We start from the raw sequence: 25,868 nt of genomic DNA, 5'->3' as shown, positions 1-25,868 counted from the left end.
CGAGACGCCGATTCAGCCTCCTCTCTCCGCGCGCGTGTTGCCCTCGAACGCCTGTGGTGTTAGGCCTTGATCCATGAGTCTTCTTGGTATGTTCCAGACCGGCCGCGCGGCACGGGACGTTTCATGAGGTTGCGCCTGCCAGATTCTGTCCGGCTCAATCTGTTGCTCGTCGTGCTCGCGGGGGTGCTGCCCATGACGGCGGTGGTGCTCCTCGCCGGGTGGGAGCGCCGGGGGCTGGAGCTGGACCACGCCGCCCAGGCCACCGCCATCCTGGCCGAATACTACGCCGCCCAGCAGGAAAACGAGACCCTTCGCATCAAGACGGTTCTCGCGCGGCTCGCGACCCTGCCGGAGGTGCGCTCGCTCTCCGCGGGGGAGGCCACGCCGATTCTGCGCCAGGCCCTCGCGGTCAATCCCAGCTACGTGAACTTCGCCCTGCTGGACGTGGCCGGCAACGCCGTGGCCTCGGCCCTGCCCTTCACCAGCCAGAACCTCTCCAACCGCCGGGAGTTCGTGGACGCCACGCGCACGGGGGATTTCGCCGTGGGCGAATACGCGGTGGGGCGGGTCAGCGGGGTGCAGGTGCTTCCCTTCGCCCAGCCCGTGCAGGGCGAGGCGGGCTACCTGCTGGGCGTGCTCATCGCCACCCTGCGCCTGCAGGATCTGGCCCCAGCGTTCGAGAAGGCCATGCTCCCGGAGCAATCCTTCGTGGGCCTGACGGACGCCAAAGGCCTGCGCCTCTACCGCTTTCCAGCCAGCGAACAGATGCCCCTGGGCGTGCCCATCGCCCTGAACATCTGGGAGCGCATCCGTGGAATGGGACGCGATGCGAATTTCCTGGACGCGGGCACGGGCGGGCGGCGCTTCGTGTACGCCTTGCGCCGCCTGAGCCTCAAGCCCGGGCAGGAGCCGTACCTGAACCTTTTCGTGGGCGTTCCGGAGGAGTCTCTTTTCACCCGGGCCGACGCCGTGACGCGAACCTATCTGGCCTGGCTGGCGTTGTCGCTGCTGCTCTCCGGGAGCCTGGCGTGGCTGGTGGCCCGCTACGGCATCCATCAGCGGGTGGCCAGGCTGGTGCAGGTGGCGGGACGCCTGGGCGCGGGGGAATATTCCGCGCGCTCGGGGCTCACGGAGAGCCAGGGCGCGCTGGGCAGGCTGGCGGGCTCCCTGGACCACATGGCCCAGGCCCTGGAGCGCGACGCGGCCGAGCGCCTGCAGTCCCAACAGGCCCTGGAAGCCGAGATCCACCGCCGCAAGGCCCTGCTGGACCTGAGCTGCGACGGCATCATCGTGGTGGACGATCGCCTGAATCTGGTGGAGGCCAACGCGCGCTTCGCGTCCATGCTCTCCTATGCGCGGGGCGAAGTGCAGGGCGCGCCCCTGGAACGCTTCGAGGCGGGCCTGGACCAGGAGGCCATCCGGCGCACGTTCGATGCCGTGCAGGGAGGCCGGGCCGTGTTCGAAACGGTGTTCCGGCGCAGGGACGGCGCCTTGCTGGACATGGAGGTCAGCGCCAGCGGGGCCACGGTGGAAGGGCAGCGCCTGGTTCTCGCGGTGATCCGCGACGTGAGCGAGCGCAAGCAGGCCCAGGCCGCCCTGCGCGAGAGCGAGGAACGCTACGCCCTGGCCCTGCGTGGGGCCAACGACGGCGTCTGGGACCTGGACCTGCGCACCGGGCGGGTCTACTTCTCGGCGCGCTGGAAGGAGATCGTGGGCCTCGCCGGGCACGAGCGCGACGAGATGGACCTCTGGCGCGCCCGCATCCACCCCGACGACCTGGAGCGCGTGCAGCAGGCCCTGGAGGGCTGCGCCAGGGGCGAGACGTCCAGCTTCGAGATCGAGCACCGCCTGCGCCACCAGGATGGATCCTGGCGCTGGGTGCTGGGGCGCGGGGCCTCCCTGCGCGACGGATCGGGCCTCGTGATCCGCATGGCCGGGGCGCTCACCGACGTGAGCGAGCGTCGGCGCATGATGGAACTGATGCTCCAGACCGAAAAGATGATGAGCGTCGGCGGCCTGGCCGCGGGCATGGCCCATGAGATCAACAACCCCCTGGGCGGCATCATCCAGAGCGTGCAGGTGCTCCAGGCCCGCCTGGGCAAGGACACCCCGACAAACCGGAGCGCCGCCAGCGAAGCGGGAGGCTCCCTGGAGAGCGTGCACGGCTTCTGCGCGCGCCGCCAGGTGCCCGAGCTGCTGGGCTCCATCGGGGAGTCGGCCGTGCGCGCCACCAGGATCGTCCAGGACATGCTGGACTTCTGCCGCCAGGGGGCGGATCCCTCCCCGGGCGACGTGGCCGCCGTGCTCGACCAGGCGCTGGCCCTGTGCGCCAAGGACTACGACCTCAAGAAACGCTACGACTTCCGACACATCCGCATCGAACGCGATTACGAACCCGGCCTGCCTCCGGCGGCCTGCGTGGAGGGCCAGCTGGCCCAGGTGTTCATGAACATCCTGCGCAACGCGGCCCAGGCCATGAGCGACGGCCAGCCGGAAGGCCGCGTCCCCTCTATCGTGCTGCGCACCCGCTCGGAGCCGGGCGGCGTGCGCGTGGAGATCGAGGACAACGGTCCCGGCATGGCCGAGGCCGTCCGGCGCAAGGTGTTCGAGCCCTTCTTCACCACCAAACCCCCGGGCGTGGGCACGGGGCTGGGGCTCTCGGTGTCCTACTTCATCGTCAGCACCAACCACGGGGGCACGCTGGAGGTGGAGAGCGCCCCGGGAGCGGGCTCGCGCTTCATCGTCCGGCTGCCCTGGTTCGACAGCTCCCGCCACGTCACGGTCCAGGATCGCACGTTCTGACGGGCAGGCTGCCGCGAGCACCGTCCCTCAGCCCGGGGCTCGTATCCCGCGCTCCACGCCGGAGAACCGCCGGAGCGCATGGCGCGCGGCAGTCGGCGCGGTCGCCGGTCGTCCGGGGTGTCGCCATGCCGGCCGGCGCACGTCGAAAAGGCCGCCCTGCGTTCGCCGGGCGGCCTTGCCTTTCGCCGTGGGAAGGGGAGGGCGCTACTGCGTGGTCATGCGCTCGCAATAGCGCATGAACTTCCGCGCCTCCACGAATTCGGGATTGAGCGTGGTGGCGATGTTCAGGATGCCGATGCACTTTTCGATCTCGCCCTTGTCGAAATGCACGCGGGCCAGGTTGAAATAGATGTTCTCGTCGTCCTTGCGCAGCTCCAGGGCCTTGTTGAAGAAGGCGATGGACTCGTCGAAGAAGCCCTGCTTGCGCAGGTTCACCCCGAAGGTGTTGAGTTTCTGGCGGTATTCCACGGAAAATGCGTCGTCCAGGCCCATGAGCACCGTGAGCACGCGGCGCAGCTTCTGGAAATCCTTCTGCTCGGAGTACACGTCGCCCAGGCCGTAGTTGGCGGGCACGCTCATCTCGTCGATCATCAAAGCCTTGAGGAAGGCCTTTTCGGCGTCGTCCAGGAGGCCCATGGAGAAGAACTTCTCGCCCTGGTCGATCTTGGCCCGCAGCGAGTTGAGCGCGGGCACGGTGTTGGCCTCGTAATAGCGGGGCTCCGGGGTGTAGGAGCGCAGGAACTCGTCGAGCGGACAGAGCTTCTTGATGCCCGAGGGCACGTGGTAGACGTTGAGGGGTTGTATCTCCACCACGTCGGGGCTCAGCTGTCTGGCGTACCAGTAGGTGAGCTGGTCGTGCCGGGCCTGGGTCGCGCCCGTGCCCACCTCCTCGTTGCGACGCAGGGAAAACACGCCGAGAATCGCAGGATAATCCGTCATGATGCCACCACACGCCCTTGCAGAAGTTCTTCCGGCCGCGTGCCCGCCGCCCCGGCGGGCAGGACCGTCACCTCATTGATAGATGCAACGGCGCTTGGAGACAAGGCAGGGAAACAGGAAGATTTCGGGAAAAGGCGCATGGGCCGGAGGGGCGGTCCCCTACGGCGTCAGAAACCGCCCGGTCACGGATTCGGGGTCGGCCATGATGCGTTCCGGCGTGCCCTGGGAGACGATGCGCCCGCCGTATTCGCCGCCGCCGGGGCCCAGGTCGATCACGTGGTCGGAGGAGAGGATCACCTCGGTGTTGTGCTCGATCACCACCACGCTGGCCCCCCGGTCCACCAACTGGTGGAGCACCTGGATGAGCTTGCCCACCTCGTGCATGTGCAGGCCCGTGGTGGGCTCGTCCAGGATGTAGAGCGTTCCCGGCAGGCTGCGCTTGCCCAGCTCCCGCGAGATCTTGATGCGCTGGGCCTCGCCGCCCGAGAGCGTGGTGGCGGGTTGGCCCAGGCGCACGTATTCCAGGCCCACCTGCTCCAGGATTTCGAGCCGCCTCGCCAGGGGCGGGAAGTTCTCGAAGAGCCTGCGCGCCTCCAGCACGGGCAGGTCCAGCACGTCGGCGATGGAGAGCCCCTTGTGGCGCACCTCCAGGGTCTCGCGGTTGTAGCGCCTGCCGCCGCAGACCTCGCAGGTCACGTGGATGTCGGGCAGGAAGTGCATCTCCACGGTGATCACGCCGTCGCCCTGGCAGGCCTCGCAGCGTCCGCCGCGCACGTTGAAGCTGAAGCGCCCGGGCTTGTAGCCGCGCTTTTTGGCGTCGGAGGTGGCGGCGAAGATGTCGCGGATCTCGTCGAAGATCTTGGTGTAGGTGGCCGGGTTGGAGCGCGGCGTGCGCCCGATGGGCGTCTGGTCAATGGAGACGATCTTCTCGATGAGTTGCGCGCCCTCGAAGCCGTCCACGGGGCCGGGCAGGTCCACCTTGATGCCCTGGGACAGGGCCAGATGCTTGTAGAGGGTGTCCACCACCAGGGAGCTCTTGCCCGAGCCGGAAGGCCCCGTGACGCAGGTGAGACAGCCCAGGGGAAAGGACACGTCCAGGTTCTTCAGGTTGTTGGCGCGCGCCCCCTTGAGCCGGAGATGCCCCTTGGGCTCGCGTCGCTTTTCGGGGCGGGCGATGGAGAGGTCGCCGCGCAGGTAGCGTCCGGTGAGCGTCTCGGATTCCAGGAGGCTCTTCACGTCGCCCTGGTGCACGATCTCCCCGCCCAGGAGCCCGGAGCCGGGACCCAGTTCGATCACGTGGTCGGCGCTTTCGATGGTGGCCTCGTCGTGCTCCACCACGAGCACGGTGTTGCCGCGCCGCTGGAGCATGCGCAGCGTGCCCAGGAGGCGCTCGTTGTCGCGCGGGTGCAGGCCGATGGAGGGCTCGTCCAGCACGTAGGTGACGCCCACCAGCCCCGAGCCCAGCTGTCCCGCAAGGCGGATGCGCTGGGCCTCGCCGCCCGAGAGCGTGGACATGTTGCGCCCCAGGCTCAGGTAGTCCAGCCCCACGCCCGAGAGGAAGCCCAGGCGATGGGAGAGCTCCTTCACCAGGGGCTCCGCGATCACGGCCCTGGCTCCGGCGAAGGCGCGGGCGTCCATCCAGGCCCGGGCGCGCTCGATGGGCAGCGAGCAGAAATCGAAGATGTTCATGTCGTCGACGCGCACGGCCAGGCTTTCAGGGCGCAGGCGCGCGCCCTGGCAGACGGGGCAGGGCCTGTTCTGGCGGAAGCGCGAGAGCTCGTCGCGCCAGGTGGCTCCCAGGGCCTGGCCCATCTCCATGAGGGCGGTCACGCCCTTCCAGCCCAGGTCCGGGTCGCCGTGGAAGAGAGCGTCCCAGGCCTTGGGGGAGTAGTCCTTGAGGGGCGTGGAGAGGGCGAAGCCGTGGCGCTTGCCCAGCCCCGCGAGCTGTTCGCGGTAGCGCGCCAGGATGCGCTCGTTCTTCCAGGGCAGGATGGCCCCCTGCTCCAGGGAGAGGCCCTTGTTGGGGGCCAGGAGGTCGGGCTCGAAGTATTCCACGCTGCCCAGGCCCGCGCAGGTGGGGCATGCGCCCTGGGGGCTGTTGAAGGAGAAGAGCTGGGGCGAGGGCGGGGGCACGCTCACCTTGCAGGCCGCGCAGACCGAGGTGGTGGAGAAGGGGCGGTCCCGGGCCTTGTCCATGTCGTGGACGATGAGGCGTTCGCCGCCCTGGGCCAGGGCCAGCTCCACGGAGTCGGCCAGGCGCTTGCGGTTGTCGGGGCGCGCCACGAGGCGGTCCACCACCAGCTCCAGGGTGTGGCGCTTGTTCTTGTCCAGCTCGGGCAGGGGGTCCAGGGGCGTGACCTCGCCGTTGATCCTCACGCGGGCGAAGCCCTGTGATTTCAGCTTCTTGAGGCGTTCGGCGTGGGTGCCCTTCTGGTGTTCCGCCAGGGGGGCCAGCAGGAGGAACTTAGTGCCCTCGGGCAGGGCCAGGATGTCGTCCACGATCTGGTCGGTGGTCTGCACGGCGATGGGCTGGCCGCACTTGGGGCAGTGGGGCGTGCCCAGGCGGGCGAAGAACACGCGCAGGAAGTCGTAGATTTCGGTGACCGTGCCCACGGTGGAGCGGGGGTTGCGCGTGGCGGACTGCTGCTCCAGCGAGATGGCCGGGGAGAGGCCCTCGATGAGGTCCACCTGGGGCTTGTCCATCTGGGGCAGGAACTGCCGCGCGTAGGCGGAGAGGGATTCCACGTAGCGGCGCTGCCCCTCGGCGTACACGATGTCGAAGGCCAGGGTGGACTTGCCCGAGCCCGAAGGCCCGCAAATGACCACCAGCTGGTCGCGGGGGATGTCCAGGGAGATATTCTTGAGGTTGTGCTGGCGCGCGCCCTCGATGCGGATGACTTTGTGATCGCTCATGGAGGCTCCGGGGATTTTCTGGGCCAAAGGGCAATTAATCGCGGATCGAAAAAAGGCAAGTTATTATGTTGGTTGTTGGGCCCCGATGAGGCGATCATGTGTTGTCGCGTTATTTGTCCAACTAAATTATTTAGTTAGCATGGGTCGGTGCTGGGGTGCGTATGTGTATGGCATGTGTAGATATCGTTTGTATTGGTTGAAATTGCGCGGACTAGTATGTAGTTTGTTGTTTAGGACCTTGATATCTCGCTTGCAGGGGGGGATGTGAATTTTCCTATTGATTCGTACGAATTACGGGCGCGGTATGCACCCAGCTTGATCGTTGTGACGCCATTTTTAATAACACTTTGGGCATGTGCACCTACTGAATTTCAAGGGGTCGCAGCATTTTCAGGTGGGATACTGTCTATTGTGGTGTGGTATTCATTTTCTGTATTTGTCAGGTATTGTGGTAAGCGAGCTGAGAAGCAAATATGGAATGAGCCGAGTGAGAAACCAGTTGTTAGCTTTCTGTTGTGGAATAACAACATGATAGGTCGCGATTTGAAGATGCAGTATCATAAGGTGATTTATGATTGCCTTCACCTCCCGACGTGGTCGCCAGAATTCGAAGAAGGCGATCCTTTAAAGGCGGCTCAGTATGGCAGGCAGGCATTTGTGCGCGCAAAAGGGGTAGTTAGGAGATTGGATCCGAATGGACTTTGGTATATTGACCTTGCAGACTATGGGTTTGCAAGAAATTTATATGGAGCAAGGTGGTATTGGGTTGGTGTTTCCGTCTGTATGTCTTTTACGTCATTGTTTCTCGTGTTGCTAGGAAGATCTAGTGACATGTTGATTCTGGGCCTTATAATGAATATTTTTATGTTGTTGTTCTCGTTCGTGTTTGGGCGTGTCCTCGGCGATTTGTCTAAAGAGATTGCGTTGCGGTATGCCCAGCACTTTTGGGAGTCGTTTTTGAACTTGAGCGAAAATGTAAATTACGACAAGCGTATCGAGGGTAAAAATGGCAATTGAATTTTTGTGTAACATTTGGAAGGTTGAGCACGGCAGTGCTGCATTTGTTAAGACGCCAAATAATAAGCATGTTATATTTGATGCTGGGAGAAGTGATGATTTTTCCCCGGCTGAGTACTTGCACAAGAAGGGGGTTGGTGAAATCGATGTTTTGTTTGTGAGTCATCCTCATAACGATCATGTTGAAGATCTTCCCAATGTTATGTCGTTGCTGAAGCCTCTGGTTCGAATGAAAAATAGTGATTGTCCGGATGACCTCGTTTATCCGGGTGGAAAGGGTAATCTTAAGGAGCCGATGAAGTCTTGGCTAAAGATGGAGCAGACTTATACGCAACCAGTCACTGAAAAAGAGAAAAACTGGCGCATAAAAGAATCGTTTGGTGGTGTCGAATTTAATGCACATTGTGTTGCTGGAGACAAGCTCTCTAAAGCTGCGAAAAATAACCTGAACAATTATAGCGTTGTTGTTACGGTGCAGTATCGAGGAATTCTTATTGTGTTTCCTGGGGATCTTGAACCAGATGGATGGGATGCGGTGCTTGCTCATACAGATTTGTCAAAACACTTGGAGGGAAATATCAAGATATTGATCGCCCCACATCATGGAAGGCGATCTGGTATAAGAAGGGGTGAGCATATTTATGATCGTTTTTTGAAGTTGATGAAACCAGATTTGGTAATCATTTCTGATGTTTGGGGAAATGAGTCTACCGATCCAGAGGCGTACAGGGGTTACTGTGCTGGGCTGGATGTTGAGTGTGGAACGACTGTTGAAGAGAAAAAGGTTTTGACTACGAAAACGAATAACTGCGTTAGTATCCAGGTGGAGAATGATAATTGGAAGGTCAAACTGTTTTAATTAATTTCCTCCCAGCGTATCCCACAGCAGCAGCACATTGAGCGCGATCACCACCGCCGCGATCACGCTCAGCACCGCCACGGTGGAGGGCTTGTTGGCCCACTTGCCCATCACCTTCTTGGAGCTGGTCAGGTAGAGCTGCAGGAGGATGGTGAAGGGCAGCTGGATCGAAAGCGCGATCTGCGAGAAGATGAGCCCCTTGAACGGGTCCGGGATCACCAGGATGATCAGGTAGGCCAGCCCCAACGTGATGCCCACGCCCACGCGGGTGTGCACGTCGTGGATGTTGTAGGGCTCCTTGAAGATGCCCGCGAAGATGGCCCCCCCGGCCATGCCCGCCGTCACCGTGGAGGCCACGCCCGCGAAGAGCAGCGCCAGGGCGAACACCACCGCCGCCGCGCCGCCCACCAGGGGCGTGAGCAGGTTCTGGGCCTGCTCCAGCTCCGTCACCGAAGCGCCCGCCGCGTAAAAGGCCGAGGCCGCCAGCAGGATCATGGACGAGTTGATGGCCCAGCCGATGAGCATGGACACCAGCGTGTCCAGGAACTCGTACTTGAGCTGGTGGTGGATGATGGCGTCGTTGTCCAGGTTCCACTGGCGGCTCTGGATCACCTCGGAGTGCAGAAAGAGGTTGTGGGGCATCACCACCGCGCCCAGCACGCTCATGATCACGGGGATGGAGCCCTCGGGGAACGCGGGGACCACCCAGCCGCGCACGGCCTGGCCCCAGTCGATGTGCACCATGGAGAGCTCGAACACGAACGAGATGCCGATGAGCGAGACGAACCCGATGATGTACTTCTCGATGCGCCGGTAGGAGTTGGCGAAGAGCATCCAGCTCACCACGCCAAGCGTCAACAGCGCCCCCAGCCACAGGGGCAGCCCGAAGAGCATGCGCAAGGCGATGGCCCCGCCCAAAAGCTCGGCCAGGGCCGTGGACACCGAGGCCAGCACCGCCGTGGAGAGCACGAAGCGCGCCTTGCAGGGGCTCAGGTGATGCGCGGCCCCCTCCGAGAGGCACAGGCCCGTGGCGATGCCCAGGTGCGCCGCGTTGTGCTGGAGCACGATGAGCATCACCGTGGAGAGCGTGACCATCCACAGGAGCCTGTAGCCGTAGTCCGAACCGGCGGCCACGTTGGCGGCCCAGTTGCCCGGATCGATGAAGCCCACCGTGACCAGAAGCCCGGGGCCGATGTATTTCCATATCTCCAGGGCCATGAAACGCGGGGCGTGGCGTTCGGTAAGGGAAGGGAACAACTTGGAGAGGTTCATGAAGTCCGCCGGATGCGTGTTGGGGTTGCGGGCGCGCGGGCGCTCCGCCGATGCCTGGAACTATTCAGGAAGAGGCCGGAGTTGTCCAGCCCGGGGGCCTGCGCGAAGCGCAGCCTGGAGCAGGGCGGCTTTGCCGCCCGTAAGCGCATCTCACAAACCCCGCTTCGGGGTTTGTCATCAAGCTATGGGGAGCGCCGGGCGGCGCTCCCCGGGGAAGGGTCTACCTGCGCACGCCGTCGAGGTATTCTCCGGCGGCCTTGGCCACGATGTCGTAGAAGCCGGGTTCGGCCTTATGGGCTTTCAGGGCCTCCTCGGCGACCTGGGCCTTGTGCATGGCCTCGTCGAAGGTTTTCTCGTCCAGGCCGCTGATCTCCAGGGCTTCCTCGCGGCTCAGGCGGCCCATCTGGGCGAAGACGGCGGCGGTGACTCCCAACACCTTGCGGGCGTTCTCCTTGGGCATGGCGCACTCCTTTTCGGGCGTCTAATCCTGGAATTCAGCCTGAATATTCAGGAAACCGTCCAGATTGTCCAGGAAAAGGGCGAAGAGGGCGGGGTCGAAATGCCGCCCTTTCTCCTGTTCCTCGCGCATGATGGCCAGGGCCTTCTCGTTGGGGAAGGCCTCCTTGTAGGGCCTGGGGGTGGTGAGGGCGTCGAACACGTCGGCCACGGCGCAGATGCGTCCGAAGATGGGGATGGAAGGTCCGGCCACGCCGTGGGGGTAGCCCGTGCCGTCCCAGCGCTCGTGGTGGGAGATGGCGATCACCTCGGCGGCCTGGAGCAGTTCGGAGTCGGAATTCTGGAGGATGCGCCGCCCGATGAGGGTGTGGGTCTTCATGATCTCCCACTCCTCGGGCGTGAGCCGCGCGGGCTTTATCAGGATGGAGTCCGGGATGCCCATCTTGCCCACGTCGTGCATGGGGCTGGCGTGGCGCAGCACTTCCACTTCGTGCTTGCCCAGACCCGCCAGGCCGCCCAGGAGGGCGGAATATTCGCTCATGCGGCGGATGTGGCTGGCGGTGTTGTCGTCCTTGTATTCTGCGGCGGCGGCCAGGCGGAAGATGGTCTCGCGCTGGGAGGCCTCCACGGAGCGCTGCATCTGCTGCACGTTCTCCAGGGCGAGGCTCAGGGCCACGGTGCGCTGGCTCACCATGTCCTCCAGGGTGGCCTGGTAGCGCTTGAGCTCGTCCTGGGACTGCTTCATGCGCAACAGCGAGGCCATGCGCACCTTGAGTTCGGTCTTGTCGATGGGCTTGGCGATGAAGTCGTTGGCCCCGGCCTCCACGGCTGCCAGGCGCTCCTCGCGCCCGGTGAGGGCCGTGACCATGATCACGGGGATGTCCTTGAGCAGGGGATCGCGCCGGATGCGGCGCACCACCTCGAAGCCGTCAATGCCGGGCATGAGCACGTCGAGCAGGGCAAGGTCGATGGTGGGGTCGAAGCGGGCCAGGGCCTCGTCGCCGGACCCGGCCAGGACGGCCTCGTGGCCGAAGTCGCGCACGAAGGCGGCGAGGACCTTGAGGTTCACGGCTTCGTCGTCGGCAACGAGGATGCGTCGGGAGAGTGGATGATCGCTGCCCATGTTTGGTGCTCCGTCTGGTCAGTTCCCGGCTCGTCCCCCCCATCTGGCATTTAGCAGGGAAAACCGTCCAAGGCAACGCCGGAGCGCGTCGGGGCGCGGGTCGCGGAGCCGTGCCGCCGCATCAGGCCAGGAGTTTCCAGGCCTCCCGTGCGCAGGATTCCACCAGCACCGGGCAGCGGCTTTTGAACAGGCCCCGGGACGCGGCCAGGGCGATGCCTTCGTCCGTGGCCATGTCCACGCCCAGAAGCGCGGAGCAGTCCAGTCGGCCGTGGCTCGCGCCCAGGTTGGCCAGGAGCGCGCGGGCGGCCGCCTTGCAACGGTCGGTTCCGGGCCCGTCCGCGTCTTCGGCGCGGCCCAGGCGCAGGCCCAGGGCCATGAGCGCCCCGGTGACGGCCCCGCAGGTGAGCCCGCCCCACATGCCCGCCGCGAAGGGCGTGGAGACCAGCCGGGCATGTTCCGGGGAGAGCCCTCCCGGTCCGGCAAGGGATTCCATCACGGCCTGGGTGCAGTTCCAGTGGTCCAGGAAGCGTTGGCGTGCGTAGGGTCCGGGGTCCATGTCCGGGGCGGGGGGCGGCGGCTGGCGTTTCAGGGCGGGCAGGGCCAGCCCGGCAGCCAGGCCCGCGCCCGCGCCGGCGGCGCAGGCCAGGAAGAGGCGGCGGTCGATGGGCACGGATGTCCTCCAGGACGGTCAGGCCGGGGTGTCGCCAGAGGGGTCCCAGGCGTCGGCCCTGGTCTTGTACGCCAGGTCGGGCAGTTCCTTGAAGAGGAAATGCGCGGCCCGGCCCTCCAGGGAGAGTTCGGGCTGGCGCGTGAGGAGGGCGGGGTCCTCCAGGAGCAGTTCGTAGGCGCGCACGTAGTGGCCGATCATGCGGGCCTCGCTCCAGTGGTCCAGGAGCCAGCGGCGGCCGCGCAGTCCCAGTTCGCGGGTCAGGTCCGGGTCGGCCAGGAGGCGGCGCAGCACGGCGGGGGCCTCCTCCAGGCGCGCGTTGACGTAAGGGTGGCCCGAAGCGCCGGAAAAATGGCGGATCAGAGTCTGGGAGCGTTCGTCCAGGAAGTTGACGGCGCACACGCCCATGGCCAGGGCCTCCAGCCCCGTGAGGTGGTAGCTGCCGGTGACGAGGTCGTCCAGGCAGATGCGGCTGGAGCGCTTTTCGGGCAGGGCCTCGGCAAGGGGGCGGATGTGCGTGACGCGGCGCACGCGCCAGCCCTCGGCCTCCAGGGAGCGCAGCAGGGGGAGCACCTGGGGCGTGCCCTTGGTGTTCCAGCGGTCCTCCCAGGCCCCGGCGTTCATGGTGGGGTTGTAGAACACGTCCCAGCGGGTGGGCTCGGCGCAGGGGGCGTACTCCGCGCGGGATTCGGGGATGAAGTTGGGCGCCACGTAGGCCTTGCGGTAGAGACGCTCGGGGTGCTGGGCGATCACCAGGGCCGGGATGTCCTGGGCCAGCAGGGCCTCGGGGGTGATGCCCATGGTGCGGGCCACGAAGCCGGGCTCCGTGTGGAACTGGCGGACCACGCGCTTCCCGGCGCGTTGCAGCGCGCGGAAGTCCAGGGGGGCGAAACGGTCCGAATCCAGGTCCAGGTAGTTGTGCAGGTGGAGGATGTCGGCGTCGCGGGCGGCCTGAAGCACGGCCTCGGGGTCCTCGTCCATGACGAGGTCGTGGTCGTAGCGGCCGAAGCGGGAGCGGTCGGCCAGGCGGGCCTGCACGCGGGTGTGGCGGTTGAGGGCCTGCACCAGGCGGACGGGCATGCCCGCCAGGGGCGTGAGCGAAAAGTGCAGGACCTTCATGGGGTGGGGAGGGTCGCATGGCCTGCCGAGGCCCCTCGCGCGAGCCGATCCCCGGATATATTAGAAGAATATCCAGGGAACGGCTCGCGCGAGGGGCCTCGGCAGGCCTGTTGGTCAGGTCCCATGACGGGTCCGGGGTTGGTCAGGTCGCGTGCGTCTCGTGTCGCGATTTTGAAAAGCATGAATGTTTTTCAAAATGAAAATCAATGGTTATGGCTGTCGGTCCTGACAGTCCGCAGGGACGGAGTGCGAGGGCGCTGCACTAGCGGCTCTGGGCCAGGGGCAGCCCGCCCTGGAGCATCTCTCCCGAGGGGCGCAGGGCCGGGCCCAGGAGCTCCCACTGCACCAGGTCCTCGTGGCGCACGGGGGCCACCAGGGCGCGGCCGAGCACGTCGTCCCAGAGGATGGGGCTGATGCCGTGGCCGGGGCATTTGACGGTGAGGTCGGACTCGGTGAGCGTGTGCCCTGCGGGCAGGTCGCGGGCGAAGACGATGCTCTTGCGCAGCTTCACGGCGGCCTTGCGCTCGCTCTCGAAGACCTCCTTGCGGGTGACGGCCATGGCGGCCTCGGCCTCGCGGATGAGCCGCACCATGCGGGCGAAGCCTTCGGGGTCCAGGGAGGCCTGATGGTCGGTGCCGCGCAGGGTGCGGTCCAGGGTGAAGTGGCGCTCCACCACGCGCGCGCCCAGGGCGGCGGCGGCCACGCTGGGCCCCAGGCCCTGCTCGTGGCCGGAGTAGCCCACGTGGAGCCCGTAGCGGCGGGAGAGCTGGGCCATCACGGGCAGGGCCACGCACTCGTCGGGGCAGGGGTAGGTGGAGTTGCAGTGCAGCACCACGATGCGGTCGTGGAAGCGGCGCAGTTCGGCCACGGCGTGGTCGATCTCCTCCAGGCTGCTCATGCCCGTGGAGAGGATCACGGGCAGTCCGGTGGCGCCGGCCTGGCGCAGGAGGGGCACGTTCACCAGGTCGGCGGAGCTGATCTTGAGCATTTCGACGCCCAGGGCCTCCATTTCGGCCAGGCTCACCTGGTCCCAGGCAGAGGCGAAAAAGACCATGCCCAGGGATTCGGCCAGGGCCTTGAGCTGGGCCATGTCGTCCAGGGAGATTTCCAGGGCGAGGCGGTGCTCGCCGTAGGTGCGGCCGAAGCTGTTGGGGCCGGAGTAGGGCATCTGGAGGCCCTCGTCGGTGAACATGGCGTTCATGTCGCGCTTCTGGAACTTCACGGCTCCCGCGCCGGCCCGGGCGGCCTCCTCGACCATCCTGCGGGCGATGGCCAGGTCCCCCTGGTGGTTGTTGCCGATTTCGGCGACCACGAAGCAGGGGCTGCCGTTGCCGATCTGGGCGCCCGAGGCGAGCCGGATGGGAGCGATGGTCTTCATAAGCGTATGATCTCCACTTTGTTCTTCTCGTGCAGCGCCTTGAGCTGGCCGTGGATCTCGTCCTGGCAGCCGAAGGAGGTGATCACCACGGCCTGGGGCCTGAGCGACTCCAGGACCACGGGCGGCGAAATGACGTGGCCGCCCAGCGTTTTGCCCGCAAGTTCGGAGTTGCTGTCCACCAGGGCCATCACCTCGAACCCTCCGGTGGCGCGCAGGGCCTGGAGCACCACCTCGCAGGTCTCGGACGCGCCGAAGAGCACGAGCTTCACCAGCCCCCGGGCCTTGAGGGCCGCGAGCCTGCGGGCGATGGCGGTTTTCAGGGCCGTATAGATCTGCACGGTTTCGGAGGAGAAGCTGGAGAACATGGCGCGGCGCCTGTTCTCGCCCTCCTCGGTGAGCAGATAGCGGTAGCTCTTGCCGTTCACGGGCACGTATTCGATGAGCCGGTCGTCCACCATCTCCTTGAGGTACTGGTTGACCATGGCCCCGGAGAGGTTGGCGCGCTTGCCCAACTCGTTCTGGCTCACCTGGCTGTCCTGGGCGAGGGTGTCCAGGATGGCCAGGTAGCGGGCCGGCTTGCTGGGGCGGTAGAAGGTCTTGTTCACGAGGAGCATGGCGCGGTCACCGTTCGTTCGTGGGGTGAACGCTCGGCCAGGGCAGGCCGGGCGCACTGTATCCCGTTGATACTTGCATTCGCGAAGGATAACAAGAGCTTGGCATGTCGCAAAAAACTCCGTCATTTCAAGTGGATGACACCATGCCTTGCGGGCGGACCATTCAGCTCTCAAACGGTTTATCGGCAGAAGCTGCCCGGGGCTTTATGGCGGCCGGGGTGACAAGGAACCTTGCATTCGCCGTGCCAGTGGCCAAAGATGCCCACCCGCCCGGTCGGCCGGGCGTGTTGCATTTCGCGCGCATCAGGATACAAGCCACGCCAGGAGGGCATGCGTGCCGAACGATCTCATCGAAATCAAGGGACTGACCCGTTCGTTCCAGGGCCGCCCGGTGCTGCGCGGGGTGGACCTGCGCGTGCCCGAGGGCGGGCTCACGGTGGTCATCGGAAAAAGCGGCGAGGGCAAGAGCGTGCTGCTCAAGCACGTGATGGGCCTTCTGCGTCCGGATTCCGGCGACGTGCGCTTCGAGGGCCGCGCCCTGGGGGAGATGACCCGCGCGCAGCTGCGCGCGCTCAAGCCGCGCATGTCCTACATGTTCCAGGGCATGGCCCTGTTCGATTCCCTCACGGTGTTCGAGAACGTGGCCCTGCCGCTGCGCGAGCGCCTGCGTCTGCCCGGGCGCGAGGTGGAGGCCCGCGTGGGCCGCATGCTGGAGGAGTTGGAGCTTGCCGGGGCGCGCGAGCGCTACCCCTCCCAGCTCTCGGGGGGCATGCAGAAGCGCGTGGCCCTGGCGCGGGCCCTGGTCACCGAGCCCTCCATCGTGCTCTTCGACGAGCCCACCACGGGGCTCGACCCCCTGCGCAAGTGGGCGGTGTTCCGGCTCATCGACGCCTCGCGCCGCCGTTTCGGCTTCACGGCGCTCATGGTCAGCCACGACATCCCCGACGTGTTCGAGATCGCCACCCACGTGGCCCTGCTCGACGAGGGGCGCATCGTCTTCTCCGGGACGCCCGAAGAGGCCCTGGCCTCGGAGCACCCGGTGCTTCGCGGGTTCATGCCCGGCCGGGAGGGCGTGACGGCCCCCGCGGAGTGAGGCGACGCCCGGAGGCGGCCTGGTCGCCCGTTGAAAAGACGATTCTTGCAGCCTGTTCAAAAAACGCGCTGGCAAGGCGCAGGGAAAAAGCCAAGCCCGCAGCGTATTTCACATACGTGAGGGTTTGGCTTTTCGCTGCAACGCAGCCAGCGTGGATTTTTCAACAGGCTGCTAGGTGCCGGAATAGTGACGGTCGAGCAGCGTCAGAGCCTGGGATTTCTCCCGGCCGTAGCGGCTGGCCATGGCTCCGCGCCCCGAGGGAGGCCCGTCGCCCCAGGAGCGCAGCCGCAGCCGGTAGACCTCCTCGATGAGGGCCTTCTCGAAGTGCACGAGGCGGCGCTCTTCCACCACGCGCGGCTTGATGGCCTCGATGGCCTGGCTGAAGATGGCGATGGCGCCGCCCGCGCCGTGCTGCACGGCCGTGGAGAGCAGCACCTCGCGCACGGCCGGGGAGAGCGCGGTGAAGTCCACGCCGGTCTGCTCCAGGATGCTCTGGGCCGCCGGGCGGTAGTGGGTGGAGAGGATGAAATCGTACTGCAGGCGCGCGAAGCGCACGGGGTGCTCGGTGGCGATGCGCCGCCACTCGTCGGGCACGGTGCCCGCCGTTCCCCCCGTGTTGGCCGGTCCGCGCCCTGTGAGGCGGGCGTGGAGGTCGGGGGCGCGTTCCTGGAGGTAGCGCATGAAGTTGGCGTAGGTGGGCGTGCCGGAGGCGATCTGGAAAGTGCCGTAGCTGGTGCCCGCCGAAGCGGTGTGCCCCACGGTGGCCGCGCCCCCGGGGCCGGACTCGAAGCGGGCGGCCAGATGCCCGGGCGGTCCCTGGAGGGTCGTGCGAGCGGCCGGGCGCGGCACGGGGATCACGCAGGAAAGAGTGTAGGTGGGCGTGGGCCTTTGCACCGCGCGCGACTTGCCCCACAGGCTCAGGGCCGCCATGCGGCTCCAGGCGTCGGGGTCGTCGGGGTGCTGGGCGGTGAAGTCCACGGGCAGGCGCACGCTGTCCCACTGGATGGCCGCGCGCACCTCGCCGGGGGTGAGCGGGCAGGCGCTGAATTGTTCCAGGGACAGCTTGCGTGCCAGGGCGGGGTTGGCCCCCGGCCCGGCCATGTCCAGCAGGTCGGGCCGCCGGGGCTGCGAAAGGGCCGGCCACGGCGGGGCCACGCACAGGGCCTGCCAGACGCACAGCAGATAGCCCGCCAGCGCGGCCAGGAGGAGGCGTTTGCCCTCCGGGCCGGTACGTGCCATCATGCGCCCGGGGCGCGGCGTCTGCGGCGATAGGTGGTCCACGCTCGTTCATCGGCGGGCGGCGCGGTTTCTTGAGGGGAGCGCCCGCCTTACGCAGGCCCATACTCGATTTCACGCCGGGAGGGAAGTGCCGTGGGGCGCGGGAAGAAAGGCAAGGCGAGCCTTTTCAGGGGCAAGGCGGGGCAGCGGCGCTGGCTGGCCCTTTTTCTGTCGGGCCTGGCCGTGACGGCGGCCGTCACCCTGCTCCACTGGACCCAGCCGGACTGGCTGGCCTTCATGGACTACAAAATCTACGATGTGCTCCTCTCCCGCCGGGAGCCCCCCAAACCCTCGGACCGCGTGGCCGTGGTGGACCTGGACGAGAAATCTCTCTCCGAGGCGGGCCAGTGGCCTTGGCCGCGCTACAAGATCGCCCTGCTGCTGGGCAGGCTCCAGGAATACGGCGTGCTGGCCGTGGGCATGGACATCGTTTTCTCCGAGGCCGACCAGACCTCCCCGAAGCGCATCCGCGAAGAGCTGGCCGCCCTGGGCCTGGACGTGGACTTCAAGGGCCTGCCCGAGGCCCTGCGGGACAACGACCGCCTCCTGGCCGACAACCTGGCGCAGGGGCCCTATGTGCTGGGCTTCTTCTTCGTCTTTGAAGCCAAGGACCACGCCGACCGCATGGGAACCTGCCGGCTGCCCCCCGCGCGGGTGGCCCTGCGTCGCGCCCCGGGCATGGGCGACGCCCCGCCGCTGATCTCCGGTGCCCTGGGCGCTGTATGCCCCCTGCCGGAGCTGGCGGCCTCCGGGGGCTGGGCCGGGTTCTTCAACTCCTTCCCCGACCGCGACAACATCGTGCGTTGGGCGCCCATGGCCATTTCCTGGAAGGGCCAGACCTACCCGAGCCTTTCGGCCGCCACGCTCATGCGCGCCTTCGGAGACAGGGGGGCCGTGCTCGCCCTGGCTCCGGACGGCTACGGCGGGCAGGACATCGCCCTGCACCTGGACCTTGGCCCGCTGGGCAGGCGCGCCGTGCCCCTGGACCGTCACGGCCGCCTGCTGGTGGACTACCGGGGCAAGGCCAGAACCTATCCCTACGTCTCGGCCTCGGACGTGATGGCCGGGCGCGCCGACGCGGACCTGTTGCGCGGGCGGGTGGTCTTCGTGGGCACCAGCGCGCGCGGACTGGAGGACGTGCGCGCCACGCCCCTGGATCAGTCCACCCCCGGCGTGGAGGTGCACGCCACCGTGGCGGACATGGTGCTCTCCGACTCCTACCTGCGCCGCCCCGTGGACGCATGGTATCTGGAGCTGGTGCTCCTGGCGGTGTTCGGGCTGGGCATCACGCTCCAGCTGGTATTCACGCGCTCGCTCTGGGCGGGGCTTCTCAGCCTGGCGGCAGGCGCGGGCTTGTGGGCGGGGTCGCGCTGGGCCATGGAGTCGCTCAGGATCTATCTTTCGCCCCTTTCGCCGCTTCTGGCCCTGGGGGGGTGCTTCACGCTGCTCACGTTCCTCAAGTTCCTCCTGGAGGAACACCAGAAACGCTTCATCAAGTCAGCCTTTTCCCAGTACCTGTCCTCGAAGGTTGTGGACGAGATCGTGGAGAACCCCGACAAGCTCACGCTCACGGGGGAGGAGAAGGAAGTGACCATCCTCTTCTCCGATGTGCGCGGCTTCACCACCATGAGCGAAAAGCTCAGCCCCACCGAGGTGGTGGAACTGCTCCACGCCTACCTGACGCCCATGACGCGCATCATCACCGACAGCGCGGGCACCCTGGACAAGTTCATCGGCGACGCCATCATGGCCTTCTGGAACGCCCCCCTGGACGTGGCGGAGCACCCACGCCGCGCCGTGGAGGCCGCCCTGGAGATGTTCGAGGAGCTTGAGCGCCTCAACACGGGGTTCCTGGCCAAGTACGGCTTCGAGCTGCACATGGGCGTGGGGCTCAACAGGGGCCTGGTGCGCGTGGGCAACTTCGGCTCGCAGGACCTCTTCGACTACACCCTCATAGGCGACAACGTGAACCTTTGTTCGCGCCTTGAGGGGCTCACCAAGTACTACCACGTGGACATCCTGGCCTCCCAGGCCGTGCGCGAGGCCGCCGGGGAGGGCTTCGCCTGGCGCGAGGCGGACCGCGTGCGCGTCAAGGGCAAGCACGAACCGGTGACCGTGTTCACCGTGCACCGCCAGGCCGATCCCGCCGAGCTGGCGGACTGGCACGAGGCGCTGGCGGCCTACCGGGCCGGACGATTCGACGAAGCAAAAGCGCGCTTCGAGGCCCTGACCGGAACCACGCCCGCCGGGCTGCGCGACCTCTACATCGACCGCTGCCGCGCCCTCCGGGACAATCCCCCGCCCCAGGGCTGGGACGGCGTGTTTGAACACACCAGCAAATAGGCAATCATGCAGGACAAATCCTTTCAGGCCGCCTCCGGGGCGGCCGTCTCCGGCGCTCCCGGCACGGCTTCGGCCGCCCAACCCGCCGACTCCTCCGGCGGGGAGACCATCGCCGCCATCGTCACGGCCCCGGGCCGTGGCGGCGTGGGCATCGTGCGCCTGAGCGGACCCCGGGCGCTGGCCGTGGCCCAGTCGCTCTTTCGCTCCGCGCGCCCGGACTTCCGGGGCTTCAAGCCCTACCGCCTGCACCACGGCAGGCTCCACGACCTCTCGGGCCGCCCGCTGGACGACGTGCTGGCCGCCTTCATGCCCGGCCCCGGCTCCTACACCGGGGAGGACGTGGCCGAGTTCCACTGCCACGGCTCGCCCGCCGTGCTGCGCGCCGTGCTGGACGCGGCCGTGGCCCTTGGCGCGCGCCACGCCAGGCCCGGGGAATACACCCTGCGCGCCTTCCTGAACGGGCGCATGGATTTGAGCCAGGCCCAGGCCGTGGCCGAGCTGGTGGCCGCCGACTCCCCCGAGGGCGCGCGCCTTGCCCTGGACCGCCTGGAGGGGCTCATGGGCCGCCGCGTGCGCGCCCTGCGCGAACTCCTGGAGGCCTCGCGCGTCGAGATCTGCCTGGCCGTGGACTTCCCCGAGGACGAGGTGGAATGCCTGGACCCCCAGGCCTTCCAGGCCCGGCTGGACGAGGTGATGGCCGGCATCCGGGCGCTCCTGGCCGCCCACGAGCGGGCGCGCCCCTTCCGCGAAGGCGCTTCGGCCGTGCTGGCCGGGCCGGTGAACGCGGGCAAGTCCAGCCTGCTCAACGCCCTGGTGGGCCGCGAACGCGCCCTGGTGAGCGAGCGCGCGGGCACCACGCGGGACTTTCTGGAGGAGCAGGTCGTCCTGGACGGCCTGCCCGTTCGCCTTGCCGACACCGCCGGGCTGCGCGACTGCCCGGACCCCGTGGAGCGCGAGGGCCTGGCCCGGGGCCTGGCCCTGGCCCGGGAGGCGGCGCTCACGCTCCTGGTGGTGGACGGCTCGCGCCCCCTTGACGGGGAGGTGCTCCGCCGCCTGCCCGGGGCGGCGCGGCAAGACCCGGAGAGCGGGGAGGAGGACGCCCGAGCCCCTGGCGACGGCCAGGTCCGGGACCTGATCCTGGACCCGGCCCGGGTGTTGGCCGTTGTGAACAAGGCCGACCTGCCCCCCTGCGCGTCGGCGGCCGGGGATGCGGAAACGGCCCCGCTCGCCGCGTCGGCGCCGTCCCCGGCGTCGACCCGCGACGCCGAACGCGACCCTTGCGCCCGGCTCACCCGGGAAGGTTTCGAGTGCGTGCGCGTCTCGGCCCGCACGGGGCAGGGCCTGGAATCCCTCTGCGCGCGCCTGCGCGAGCGCATCCTGGGCGGGGGCGAACCCGTCGAGTCCCGCGGGCCAGCGCCCAGCGAGCGGGAACGCGCGCTCCTCTCCCTGGCTCTGGAGGAGCTTTCGGCCCTCACGGCCGACCTGGCCGCCGGGACCCCGCCGGACCTCCTGGGCGTGCGCCTGGAGACGGCCTGCGGCCATCTAAGCGCCATAACGGGGGAGATCGCCCCGGATGAGGTCCTGCGGTCGGTTTTCGACGGGTTCTGCATTGGCAAATAAAGGGGGGGCCTCGTTTTGACGTTTTCTTTTCGGGCGTCCCGGCTTATGATCAGTTAGGGGAGCTTGGCATGCAGGACCTGGCCGCCAGCTATCTGGAGCACTTCGAGATGAACTTCGGGGAGGACTCCTCCGTGGAACTCTCCGGGAAAGCCCCGGAGGACCTGAAGCTGCTGGCCTCCGGCATCGAGGAGATGTTCGGACCGGGCCGCCTCCCCAGCCTCTTCGAGGCGCTCAGCGTGGTGGCGGACTCGGAACTGCCCCATTGCGCCGAGGTGGACGTCAAGGTCTGCCCCCTGGATCTCTATTTCGTCGTCCTGGACTTCCTGGGGGCCAGGGCATTTCCAACGTAGGAGGCGATTTGATGCGCATTCGTGGCCTCGCGGCCGTTCTCGTTCTCTGCACGCTCATGCTTTTCCCGGCCCTTGCCGTTCAGGCCCAGGACGACCCCCCCGCCGCGCAGCAGCCCCCCGCCGCCGCGCCAGCCAAGCCCGCGCGCAAGCCAGCGCCCCCGGCCAAGACGCCCAAGCCCGGCGAGCCCATCGCCCTGGAGCAGCAGCCCGGCCAGGTGCCGGCCGCGCCCATGCCCGGCGCGCCCGAGGCCCCGGCGAAAGGAAAGCCCGCCGCTCCGGCCAAGCCCGTGAAGGGCGCGACCCCGGCGGCGTCCAAGGTCCCCTCGGTGCGGCTCACCGTGGGGGCGCTCCTGCCGCTCTCGGGCGCGCAGGCCGCCCAGGGCGCCGCATCGCGCGCGGCCATCGAGCTGGCCGTGGCCGACGTGAACGACTACCTGGCCGGGAACGGCTCGGCCGACCGCATCAACGTGCTCATCGAGGACACCGAGTCCACCCCGGCCAAGGCCCTGGAACGCCTCAAGTTCCTGGCCACATCGGGGGCGCGTGCGGTCATCGGCCCCTACACCGACAACGAGGTGGACCAGGCCCTGCCCTTTGCCGACAAGAACGGCCTGCTGCTGCTCTCCCAGGGCAGCGCCGGACCCTACCTCGCCAAGCCCGACGACGCCCTGCTGCGCTTCTCTCCCTCCGACGCCTTCCAGGCAGAGGCCCTGGCCGTGCTGGCCAGCCAGGAAGGGGCCACGCACATCATCCCCATCTGGGAAGGCGACATGTACGGCGACGAGCTGGTCACGCACATCAAGGGCCAGTTCGCCAACCAGGGCGGCCAGGTGGTGCCCGGCGTCCGCTTCCGGCCCGAGGTGAGCCAGTTCGCCTCCTATGTGGCCGACCTCAAGGCCCAGATCGACAAGAACGTGAAGGACAAGAAGAAGCTGGCCGTGGTGGTGGCCGCCAGGGGCGCGCAGACCGCGGGCATCCTGCGCGAGGCCGCCAAGCTGGCCGGGCTCGACGAGCCCCGCTGGTACGGCTGCGACGACTCGGCCCTGCGCGGCGGCATCGTGCAGGATCAGAACGTGGCCCGCTTCGCCGCCAAGGTGCGCATGGCCTTCGCACGCCTGGGCGAGACCGGAACCGCCCTCTACTCCGAGGTGGAGAAGCGCATCGAGGACCGCATCCAGGCCTTCGTGGACACCCAGGCCGTGGTGGCCTACGACATCGTGTGGCTCCTGGCCTTCACGGGCCTGGCCTCGGGCGACGACGCCTCCACGCTGCGCAAGGCCGTCACGGCCACGGCCCAGCGCTTCTACGGAGCGAGCGGCTGGATGGCCCTCAACGAATACGGCGACCGCGCCGAGGACTACGACTTCGACTTCTGGACCATCCGCGAGATGGAGGGCAAGTTCTTCTGGGTGAAGACCGCCCGCTACCAGTTCGATCCGGGCTCGGTGAAACAGCTGGTGATCAACGCCCCGGAAAAGGAATAACCCGGAGCGAGAACCTGTCCCGCGCCGTGTCGAGTCTGGCGCGGGGCGGCCGGGCCGTTTGATCCTTCCGGATTTCGGGACTCAGCGACGAGAAGAGAGGCCGCAACGCCAAGCGTTGCGGCCTCTTCTTGATGACAAACCCGGAAACGGGTTTTGTGGGAGCCGCTTACGGGCGGCCAAGCCGCCCTGCTCCAGGCTGCGCTTCGCGCAGAGCTGCTGAATATGCCCCAAAGCCGGCTTTTTCAGCAGCCTCAGGCCGCAACGCCAAGCGTCGCGGCCTTTTTCGCGTCGGGGGGCTCAGCCCATCAGGCAGCTGTCGCCGGAGAGCACGAGTATGGGGAGCGCCACGTGGAAGGTGGCCCCCTCGCCCTCCTGGGAACTGGCGCAGACCGAACCGCCGAAGAGGTCCGCCAGGGCCTTGACGATGGCCAGGCCCAGGCCAGCGCCGTGGCGGCCGTGGGAGGGGTCGCGGCAGAGCTGGGCGAACTGGTCGAAGAGCATCCCGGCCTTGGCGATGTCGAAGCCCGGCCCCGTGTCGGTCACCTCCAGCAGGGCGGCCACGCGCCCGCGCCCCAGCGGCGCGTGGGAGAGCGACACATGGACCTCGCCCCCGGGCGCGAACTTCACGGCGTTGGACACCAGGTTGCCCAGGATCTGGCGCAGCTTGATCTCGTCGGTGAGCACGGTCCTGGGGAAATCCGGCTCCACTTCCACCACCAGGGCGATGGAGGCGCGCCTGGCCTGCTCCCGGTGCAGCGCCACCACGGAGTCCACCACGGCGGGCATGTCGGCGGGGGCCAGGCGCAGTTCGTCCTTGCCAGAGTCGATGCGGGCGAAATCGAGGATGTTCTTGGCCATTTCCAGAATGCGCTCACAGGCCTCGGAGGCGGCGGTGGCGTATTCCTCCTGGCGAGGGTCGAGGCCGGATTTGCGCAGCAGCTGGAGCATGCCGATGACGCCTATGAGGGGCGAGCGGATGTCGTGCCCCACCACGGCCACGATGTTCTTGGCCAGCTCCTTGGCGCGAAGCTCGCTGCGGGCAAGGGCTTCGGGGCTGTCGTCCACCTCGCGGTGCAGGCGCACCGCCCCTTCCACCCACGAGGGCTTGCCCTGGCTGTCGCGCACGAGGCGGCCGGAGACGCAGGCTGTCACGGGGCCAGCGTCGGGTCCGCACAGGGCGCAGGTCAGCACGAAACGGCCCTTGCCGTGCAGGCCCCTGTTGGCTTCCTGGGAGAAGCGGGCCCACTCTTCGGGGGAGATCACGTCGGGCCAGCGGAACTCGGGCTTGAGCCAGGCAAGCGGGCCTTGCCCCGGCCTGTCGATGAGGTAGGCGAGGCTCGATTCGCTCAGACCGCCTTCCCCCGCGGCCTCGGTGAGGAAGCGGCAGGCGGCGTCGGCGGGCGGCGCGGGCGTATTGATAGGCATGGCGAAGCTCCCTGCGGCCGATGCGGCAGCTGAGACGGCGCCCGAACAACCAGCCGCCAGCCGGAACCGGCAAGTGCTGTCGCTGTCATGGATAGCGGCATAGCCTTGTCTTCGCAAGGAAAACAGTGAACACGCCAGCATGGGGGGGCGTTTCGCGTTGTTGCACCCGCAGCGCCCAGAGGGGCGGACGCCCAGCCCCGGGGGGCGATGCGCAGGATTTACGCACGAGCGCCAGAAGGAAGCGTGGGGGCGGACGCCGCGAGACGGGGCCGACCCGCTGGCCGGGGTGCGCCTTCGTGTGCTCGGGCCCGGCCCGTGCGTTTGCCTTAAGGGGGGTCAGCGCGCGCGGCGTCCCTTCTTTCCGCCCGCCTTGCCCGCGAGCTTGCGCTGTTGCCGCCGGGGCAGGCCCGTGCGGTCGTCTGCCAGGGCCAGGTTCACCTCCAGGCGCGCCAGGCTCACGTCTTCGAGCGTCACGCGCACACGCTGGCCCAGGCGGAAGCGCCGCCCGGTGCGCTGGCCCAGCAGTTCCTGGCGTTCGGGGAAGAGGGCGTAGTAGTCGTCCGTGAGGGTGGAGAGGCGCACCAGGCCCTCGCAGAGAACCTCGGGCAGTTCCACCCAGAAGCCGAAGTCCGACAGCGAGCTGACCACGCCCTCAAACTGCTGTCCGGTCTTGTCGCGCAGGAAGAGCACGGCCGCGCGCTTGAGCATCTCGCGTTCGGCCTCCATGGCCGCGCGCTCGCGCAGGCTCAGGGTGTCGCACACGGTCTGGAGCCTGCGCGCTGTCGTGGGCTGGGCCTCGCCGCGCAGCACGGCCTTGAGGGCGCGGTGCACGCAGAGGTCGGCGTAGCGGCGGATGGGCGAGGTGAAGTGGCAGTAGCACTCCGAGGCCAGGCCGTAGTGTCCGGCGTTCACGGTGTGGTAGCGCGCCTGCATCATGGAGCGAAGAAGCAGGCGGCTGGCCAGGAACTCCAGGTCCGTGCCCCGGGAGCGTTCCACCAGCTGCTGGAGCCCCTTGGGCGTGGGCTCGGAGGGCAGCGACAGGCCCAGTTCCGTGCGCGAGAGCACGCCGAAGAGCGTCTCCAGCTTGTCCGGGTCGGGCTCGGGGTGCACGCGGTA

At 67.3% G+C, this 25,868-nt stretch carries 20 protein-coding genes; 8 read left to right on the top strand and 12 right to left on the bottom strand.

Annotation, left to right across the window (positions count from 1 at the left end; all coding sequences use genetic code 11):
- The first annotated feature begins 123 nt into the window (after nucleotides 1-123).
- A complete protein-coding gene (locus tag NNJEOMEG_RS21045; RefSeq protein WP_173086411.1) occupies nucleotides 124-2,802 on the top strand; it encodes a PAS domain S-box protein in 2,679 nt (892 codons plus the stop codon).
- 204 nt (nucleotides 2,803-3,006) lie between these two features.
- Here the strand turns inward: NNJEOMEG_RS21045 and NNJEOMEG_RS16425 are convergent, their stop codons facing one another.
- Both NNJEOMEG_RS16425 and uvrA read right to left on the bottom strand, forming a co-directional pair.
- Nucleotides 3,007-3,741 (bottom strand): tetratricopeptide repeat protein, encoded by a 735-nt coding sequence (locus NNJEOMEG_RS16425; RefSeq protein WP_173086409.1) that lies wholly within the window; start codon nucleotides 3,739-3,741, stop codon nucleotides 3,007-3,009.
- Between the two features lie 159 nt (nucleotides 3,742-3,900).
- Nucleotides 3,901-6,654, bottom strand: coding sequence for an excinuclease ABC subunit UvrA (gene uvrA / locus NNJEOMEG_RS16420; protein ID WP_173086407.1), 2,754 nt, complete (start codon nucleotides 6,652-6,654; stop codon nucleotides 3,901-3,903).
- A 264-nt stretch (nucleotides 6,655-6,918) separates the two neighbouring features.
- On the opposite strand from uvrA, the gene NNJEOMEG_RS16415 reads away from it, so the two are divergent.
- The gene (locus NNJEOMEG_RS16415; protein WP_173086405.1) at nucleotides 6,919-7,671 is read left to right on the top strand and encodes a hypothetical protein; all 753 of its coding nucleotides are present in this window, start codon (nucleotides 6,919-6,921) and stop codon (nucleotides 7,669-7,671) included.
- Nucleotides 7,661-8,530: a ComEC/Rec2 family competence protein gene (locus NNJEOMEG_RS16410; RefSeq protein ID WP_173086403.1), complete on the top strand. Its 870-nt coding sequence runs from the start codon at nucleotides 7,661-7,663 to the stop codon at nucleotides 8,528-8,530. Before NNJEOMEG_RS16415 ends, NNJEOMEG_RS16410 begins: the two co-directional genes overlap by 11 nt.
- On the opposite strand, the gene NNJEOMEG_RS16405 is transcribed toward NNJEOMEG_RS16410, so the two are convergent.
- From NNJEOMEG_RS16405 to NNJEOMEG_RS16375, 7 genes are all read right to left on the bottom strand, one after another.
- Complete coding sequence (locus NNJEOMEG_RS16405; RefSeq protein WP_173086401.1) at nucleotides 8,531-9,802, bottom strand: Nramp family divalent metal transporter; 1,272 nt, start codon at nucleotides 9,800-9,802, stop codon at nucleotides 8,531-8,533.
- Between the two features lie 220 nt (nucleotides 9,803-10,022).
- A complete protein-coding gene (locus NNJEOMEG_RS16400) occupies nucleotides 10,023-10,262 on the bottom strand; it encodes a hypothetical protein (protein ID WP_173086399.1) in 240 nt (79 codons plus the stop codon).
- 21 nt (nucleotides 10,263-10,283) lie between these two features.
- A complete protein-coding gene (locus NNJEOMEG_RS16395) occupies nucleotides 10,284-11,381 on the bottom strand; it encodes an HD domain-containing phosphohydrolase (protein ID WP_173086397.1) in 1,098 nt (365 codons plus the stop codon).
- 121 nt (nucleotides 11,382-11,502) lie between these two features.
- A complete protein-coding gene (locus tag NNJEOMEG_RS16390; RefSeq protein ID WP_173086395.1) occupies nucleotides 11,503-12,051 on the bottom strand; it encodes a C-GCAxxG-C-C family protein in 549 nt (182 codons plus the stop codon).
- Between the two features lie 18 nt (nucleotides 12,052-12,069).
- On the bottom strand, nucleotides 12,070-13,167 hold the full coding sequence (locus tag NNJEOMEG_RS16385) for a glycosyltransferase family protein (protein ID WP_173086393.1): 1,098 nt from the start codon (nucleotides 13,165-13,167) through the stop codon (nucleotides 12,070-12,072).
- A 262-nt stretch (nucleotides 13,168-13,429) separates the two neighbouring features.
- Nucleotides 13,430-14,545: an N-acetylneuraminate synthase family protein gene (locus NNJEOMEG_RS16380; protein WP_173086391.1), complete on the bottom strand. Its 1,116-nt coding sequence runs from the start codon at nucleotides 14,543-14,545 to the stop codon at nucleotides 13,430-13,432.
- Nucleotides 14,542-15,159 carry a winged helix-turn-helix transcriptional regulator gene (locus NNJEOMEG_RS16375; RefSeq protein WP_173086390.1) on the bottom strand — a complete coding sequence of 206 codons (618 nt, stop codon included), beginning with the start codon at nucleotides 15,157-15,159 and terminating at the stop codon, nucleotides 14,542-14,544. The genes NNJEOMEG_RS16380 and NNJEOMEG_RS16375 overlap by 4 nt, the downstream gene beginning before the upstream one ends.
- 334 nt (nucleotides 15,160-15,493) lie before the next feature.
- Here NNJEOMEG_RS16375 and NNJEOMEG_RS16370 point away from each other — a divergent pair, with 334 nt between their 5' ends.
- Nucleotides 15,494-16,252, top strand: a complete 759-nt coding sequence (locus NNJEOMEG_RS16370) for an ABC transporter ATP-binding protein (RefSeq protein WP_173086389.1) — start codon at nucleotides 15,494-15,496, stop codon at nucleotides 16,250-16,252.
- 171 nt (nucleotides 16,253-16,423) lie between these two features.
- Here NNJEOMEG_RS16370 and NNJEOMEG_RS16365 read toward each other — a convergent pair whose 3' ends face one another.
- Complete coding sequence (locus NNJEOMEG_RS16365) at nucleotides 16,424-17,494, bottom strand: VgrG-related protein (RefSeq protein WP_173086388.1); 1,071 nt, start codon at nucleotides 17,492-17,494, stop codon at nucleotides 16,424-16,426.
- Between the two features lie 129 nt (nucleotides 17,495-17,623).
- Between NNJEOMEG_RS16365 and NNJEOMEG_RS16360 the strand changes: the two genes are divergently transcribed.
- From NNJEOMEG_RS16360 to NNJEOMEG_RS16345, 4 genes are all read left to right on the top strand, one after another.
- Complete coding sequence (locus NNJEOMEG_RS16360; RefSeq protein ID WP_173086387.1) at nucleotides 17,624-19,873, top strand: CHASE2 domain-containing protein; 2,250 nt, start codon at nucleotides 17,624-17,626, stop codon at nucleotides 19,871-19,873.
- A 6-nt stretch (nucleotides 19,874-19,879) separates the two neighbouring features.
- Entirely contained in the window at nucleotides 19,880-21,493 is a 1,614-nt protein-coding gene (locus tag NNJEOMEG_RS16355) for a tRNA modification GTPase (protein WP_173086386.1), read from the top strand.
- 68 nt (nucleotides 21,494-21,561) lie between these two features.
- Complete coding sequence (locus tag NNJEOMEG_RS16350; RefSeq protein ID WP_173086385.1) at nucleotides 21,562-21,843, top strand: hypothetical protein; 282 nt, start codon at nucleotides 21,562-21,564, stop codon at nucleotides 21,841-21,843.
- Nucleotides 21,844-21,854: 11 nt separating this feature from the next.
- A complete protein-coding gene (locus NNJEOMEG_RS16345; RefSeq protein ID WP_173086383.1) occupies nucleotides 21,855-23,327 on the top strand; it encodes an ABC transporter substrate-binding protein in 1,473 nt (490 codons plus the stop codon).
- A gap of 297 nt (nucleotides 23,328-23,624) precedes the next feature.
- Here the strand turns inward: NNJEOMEG_RS16345 and NNJEOMEG_RS16340 are convergent, their stop codons facing one another.
- Both NNJEOMEG_RS16340 and NNJEOMEG_RS16335 read right to left on the bottom strand, forming a co-directional pair.
- Nucleotides 23,625-24,752, bottom strand: coding sequence for a sensor histidine kinase (locus NNJEOMEG_RS16340; RefSeq protein ID WP_173086381.1), 1,128 nt, complete (start codon nucleotides 24,750-24,752; stop codon nucleotides 23,625-23,627).
- A 336-nt stretch (nucleotides 24,753-25,088) separates the two neighbouring features.
- Nucleotides 25,089-25,868: RNB domain-containing ribonuclease (locus tag NNJEOMEG_RS16335; RefSeq protein ID WP_173086379.1), on the bottom strand; the 780-nt coding region annotated here is incomplete at its 5' end.

The organism is Fundidesulfovibrio magnetotacticus, assembly GCF_013019105.1.
Classification (GTDB): domain Bacteria; phylum Desulfobacterota; class Desulfovibrionia; order Desulfovibrionales; family Desulfovibrionaceae; genus Fundidesulfovibrio; species Fundidesulfovibrio magnetotacticus.
The sequence above is the reverse complement of the archived record's forward strand: the minus strand, read 5'-3'. Positions and strand labels throughout refer to the sequence as shown.

What these genes read in the sequence shown, in the direction of transcription:
- NNJEOMEG_RS16395 (WP_173086397.1), bottom strand. Translation starts at nt 11,381, where the DNA reads ATGGGCAGCGATCATCCACTCTCCCGACGCATCCTCGTTGCCGACGAC.
- NNJEOMEG_RS16375 (WP_173086390.1), bottom strand. Translation starts at nt 15,159, where the DNA reads ATGCTCCTCGTGAACAAGACCTTCTACCGCCCCAGCAAGCCGGCCCGC.
- NNJEOMEG_RS16350 (WP_173086385.1), top strand. Translation starts at nt 21,562, where the DNA reads ATGCAGGACCTGGCCGCCAGCTATCTGGAGCACTTCGAGATGAACTTC.
- NNJEOMEG_RS16345 (WP_173086383.1), top strand. Translation starts at nt 21,855, where the DNA reads ATGCGCATTCGTGGCCTCGCGGCCGTTCTCGTTCTCTGCACGCTCATG.
- NNJEOMEG_RS21045 (WP_173086411.1), top strand. Translation starts at nt 124, where the DNA reads ATGAGGTTGCGCCTGCCAGATTCTGTCCGGCTCAATCTGTTGCTCGTC.
- NNJEOMEG_RS16340 (WP_173086381.1), bottom strand. Translation starts at nt 24,752, where the DNA reads ATGCCTATCAATACGCCCGCGCCGCCCGCCGACGCCGCCTGCCGCTTC.
- NNJEOMEG_RS16400 (WP_173086399.1), bottom strand. Translation starts at nt 10,262, where the DNA reads ATGCCCAAGGAGAACGCCCGCAAGGTGTTGGGAGTCACCGCCGCCGTC.
- NNJEOMEG_RS16365 (WP_173086388.1), bottom strand. Translation starts at nt 17,494, where the DNA reads ATGATGGCACGTACCGGCCCGGAGGGCAAACGCCTCCTCCTGGCCGCG.
- NNJEOMEG_RS16425 (WP_173086409.1), bottom strand. Translation starts at nt 3,741, where the DNA reads ATGACGGATTATCCTGCGATTCTCGGCGTGTTTTCCCTGCGTCGCAAC.
- NNJEOMEG_RS16385 (WP_173086393.1), bottom strand. Translation starts at nt 13,167, where the DNA reads ATGAAGGTCCTGCACTTTTCGCTCACGCCCCTGGCGGGCATGCCCGTC.
- uvrA (WP_173086407.1), bottom strand. Translation starts at nt 6,654, where the DNA reads ATGAGCGATCACAAAGTCATCCGCATCGAGGGCGCGCGCCAGCACAAC.
- NNJEOMEG_RS16380 (WP_173086391.1), bottom strand. Translation starts at nt 14,545, where the DNA reads ATGAAGACCATCGCTCCCATCCGGCTCGCCTCGGGCGCCCAGATCGGC.
- NNJEOMEG_RS16410 (WP_173086403.1), top strand. Translation starts at nt 7,661, where the DNA reads ATGGCAATTGAATTTTTGTGTAACATTTGGAAGGTTGAGCACGGCAGT.
- NNJEOMEG_RS16405 (WP_173086401.1), bottom strand. Translation starts at nt 9,802, where the DNA reads ATGAACCTCTCCAAGTTGTTCCCTTCCCTTACCGAACGCCACGCCCCG.
- NNJEOMEG_RS16355 (WP_173086386.1), top strand. Translation starts at nt 19,880, where the DNA reads ATGCAGGACAAATCCTTTCAGGCCGCCTCCGGGGCGGCCGTCTCCGGC.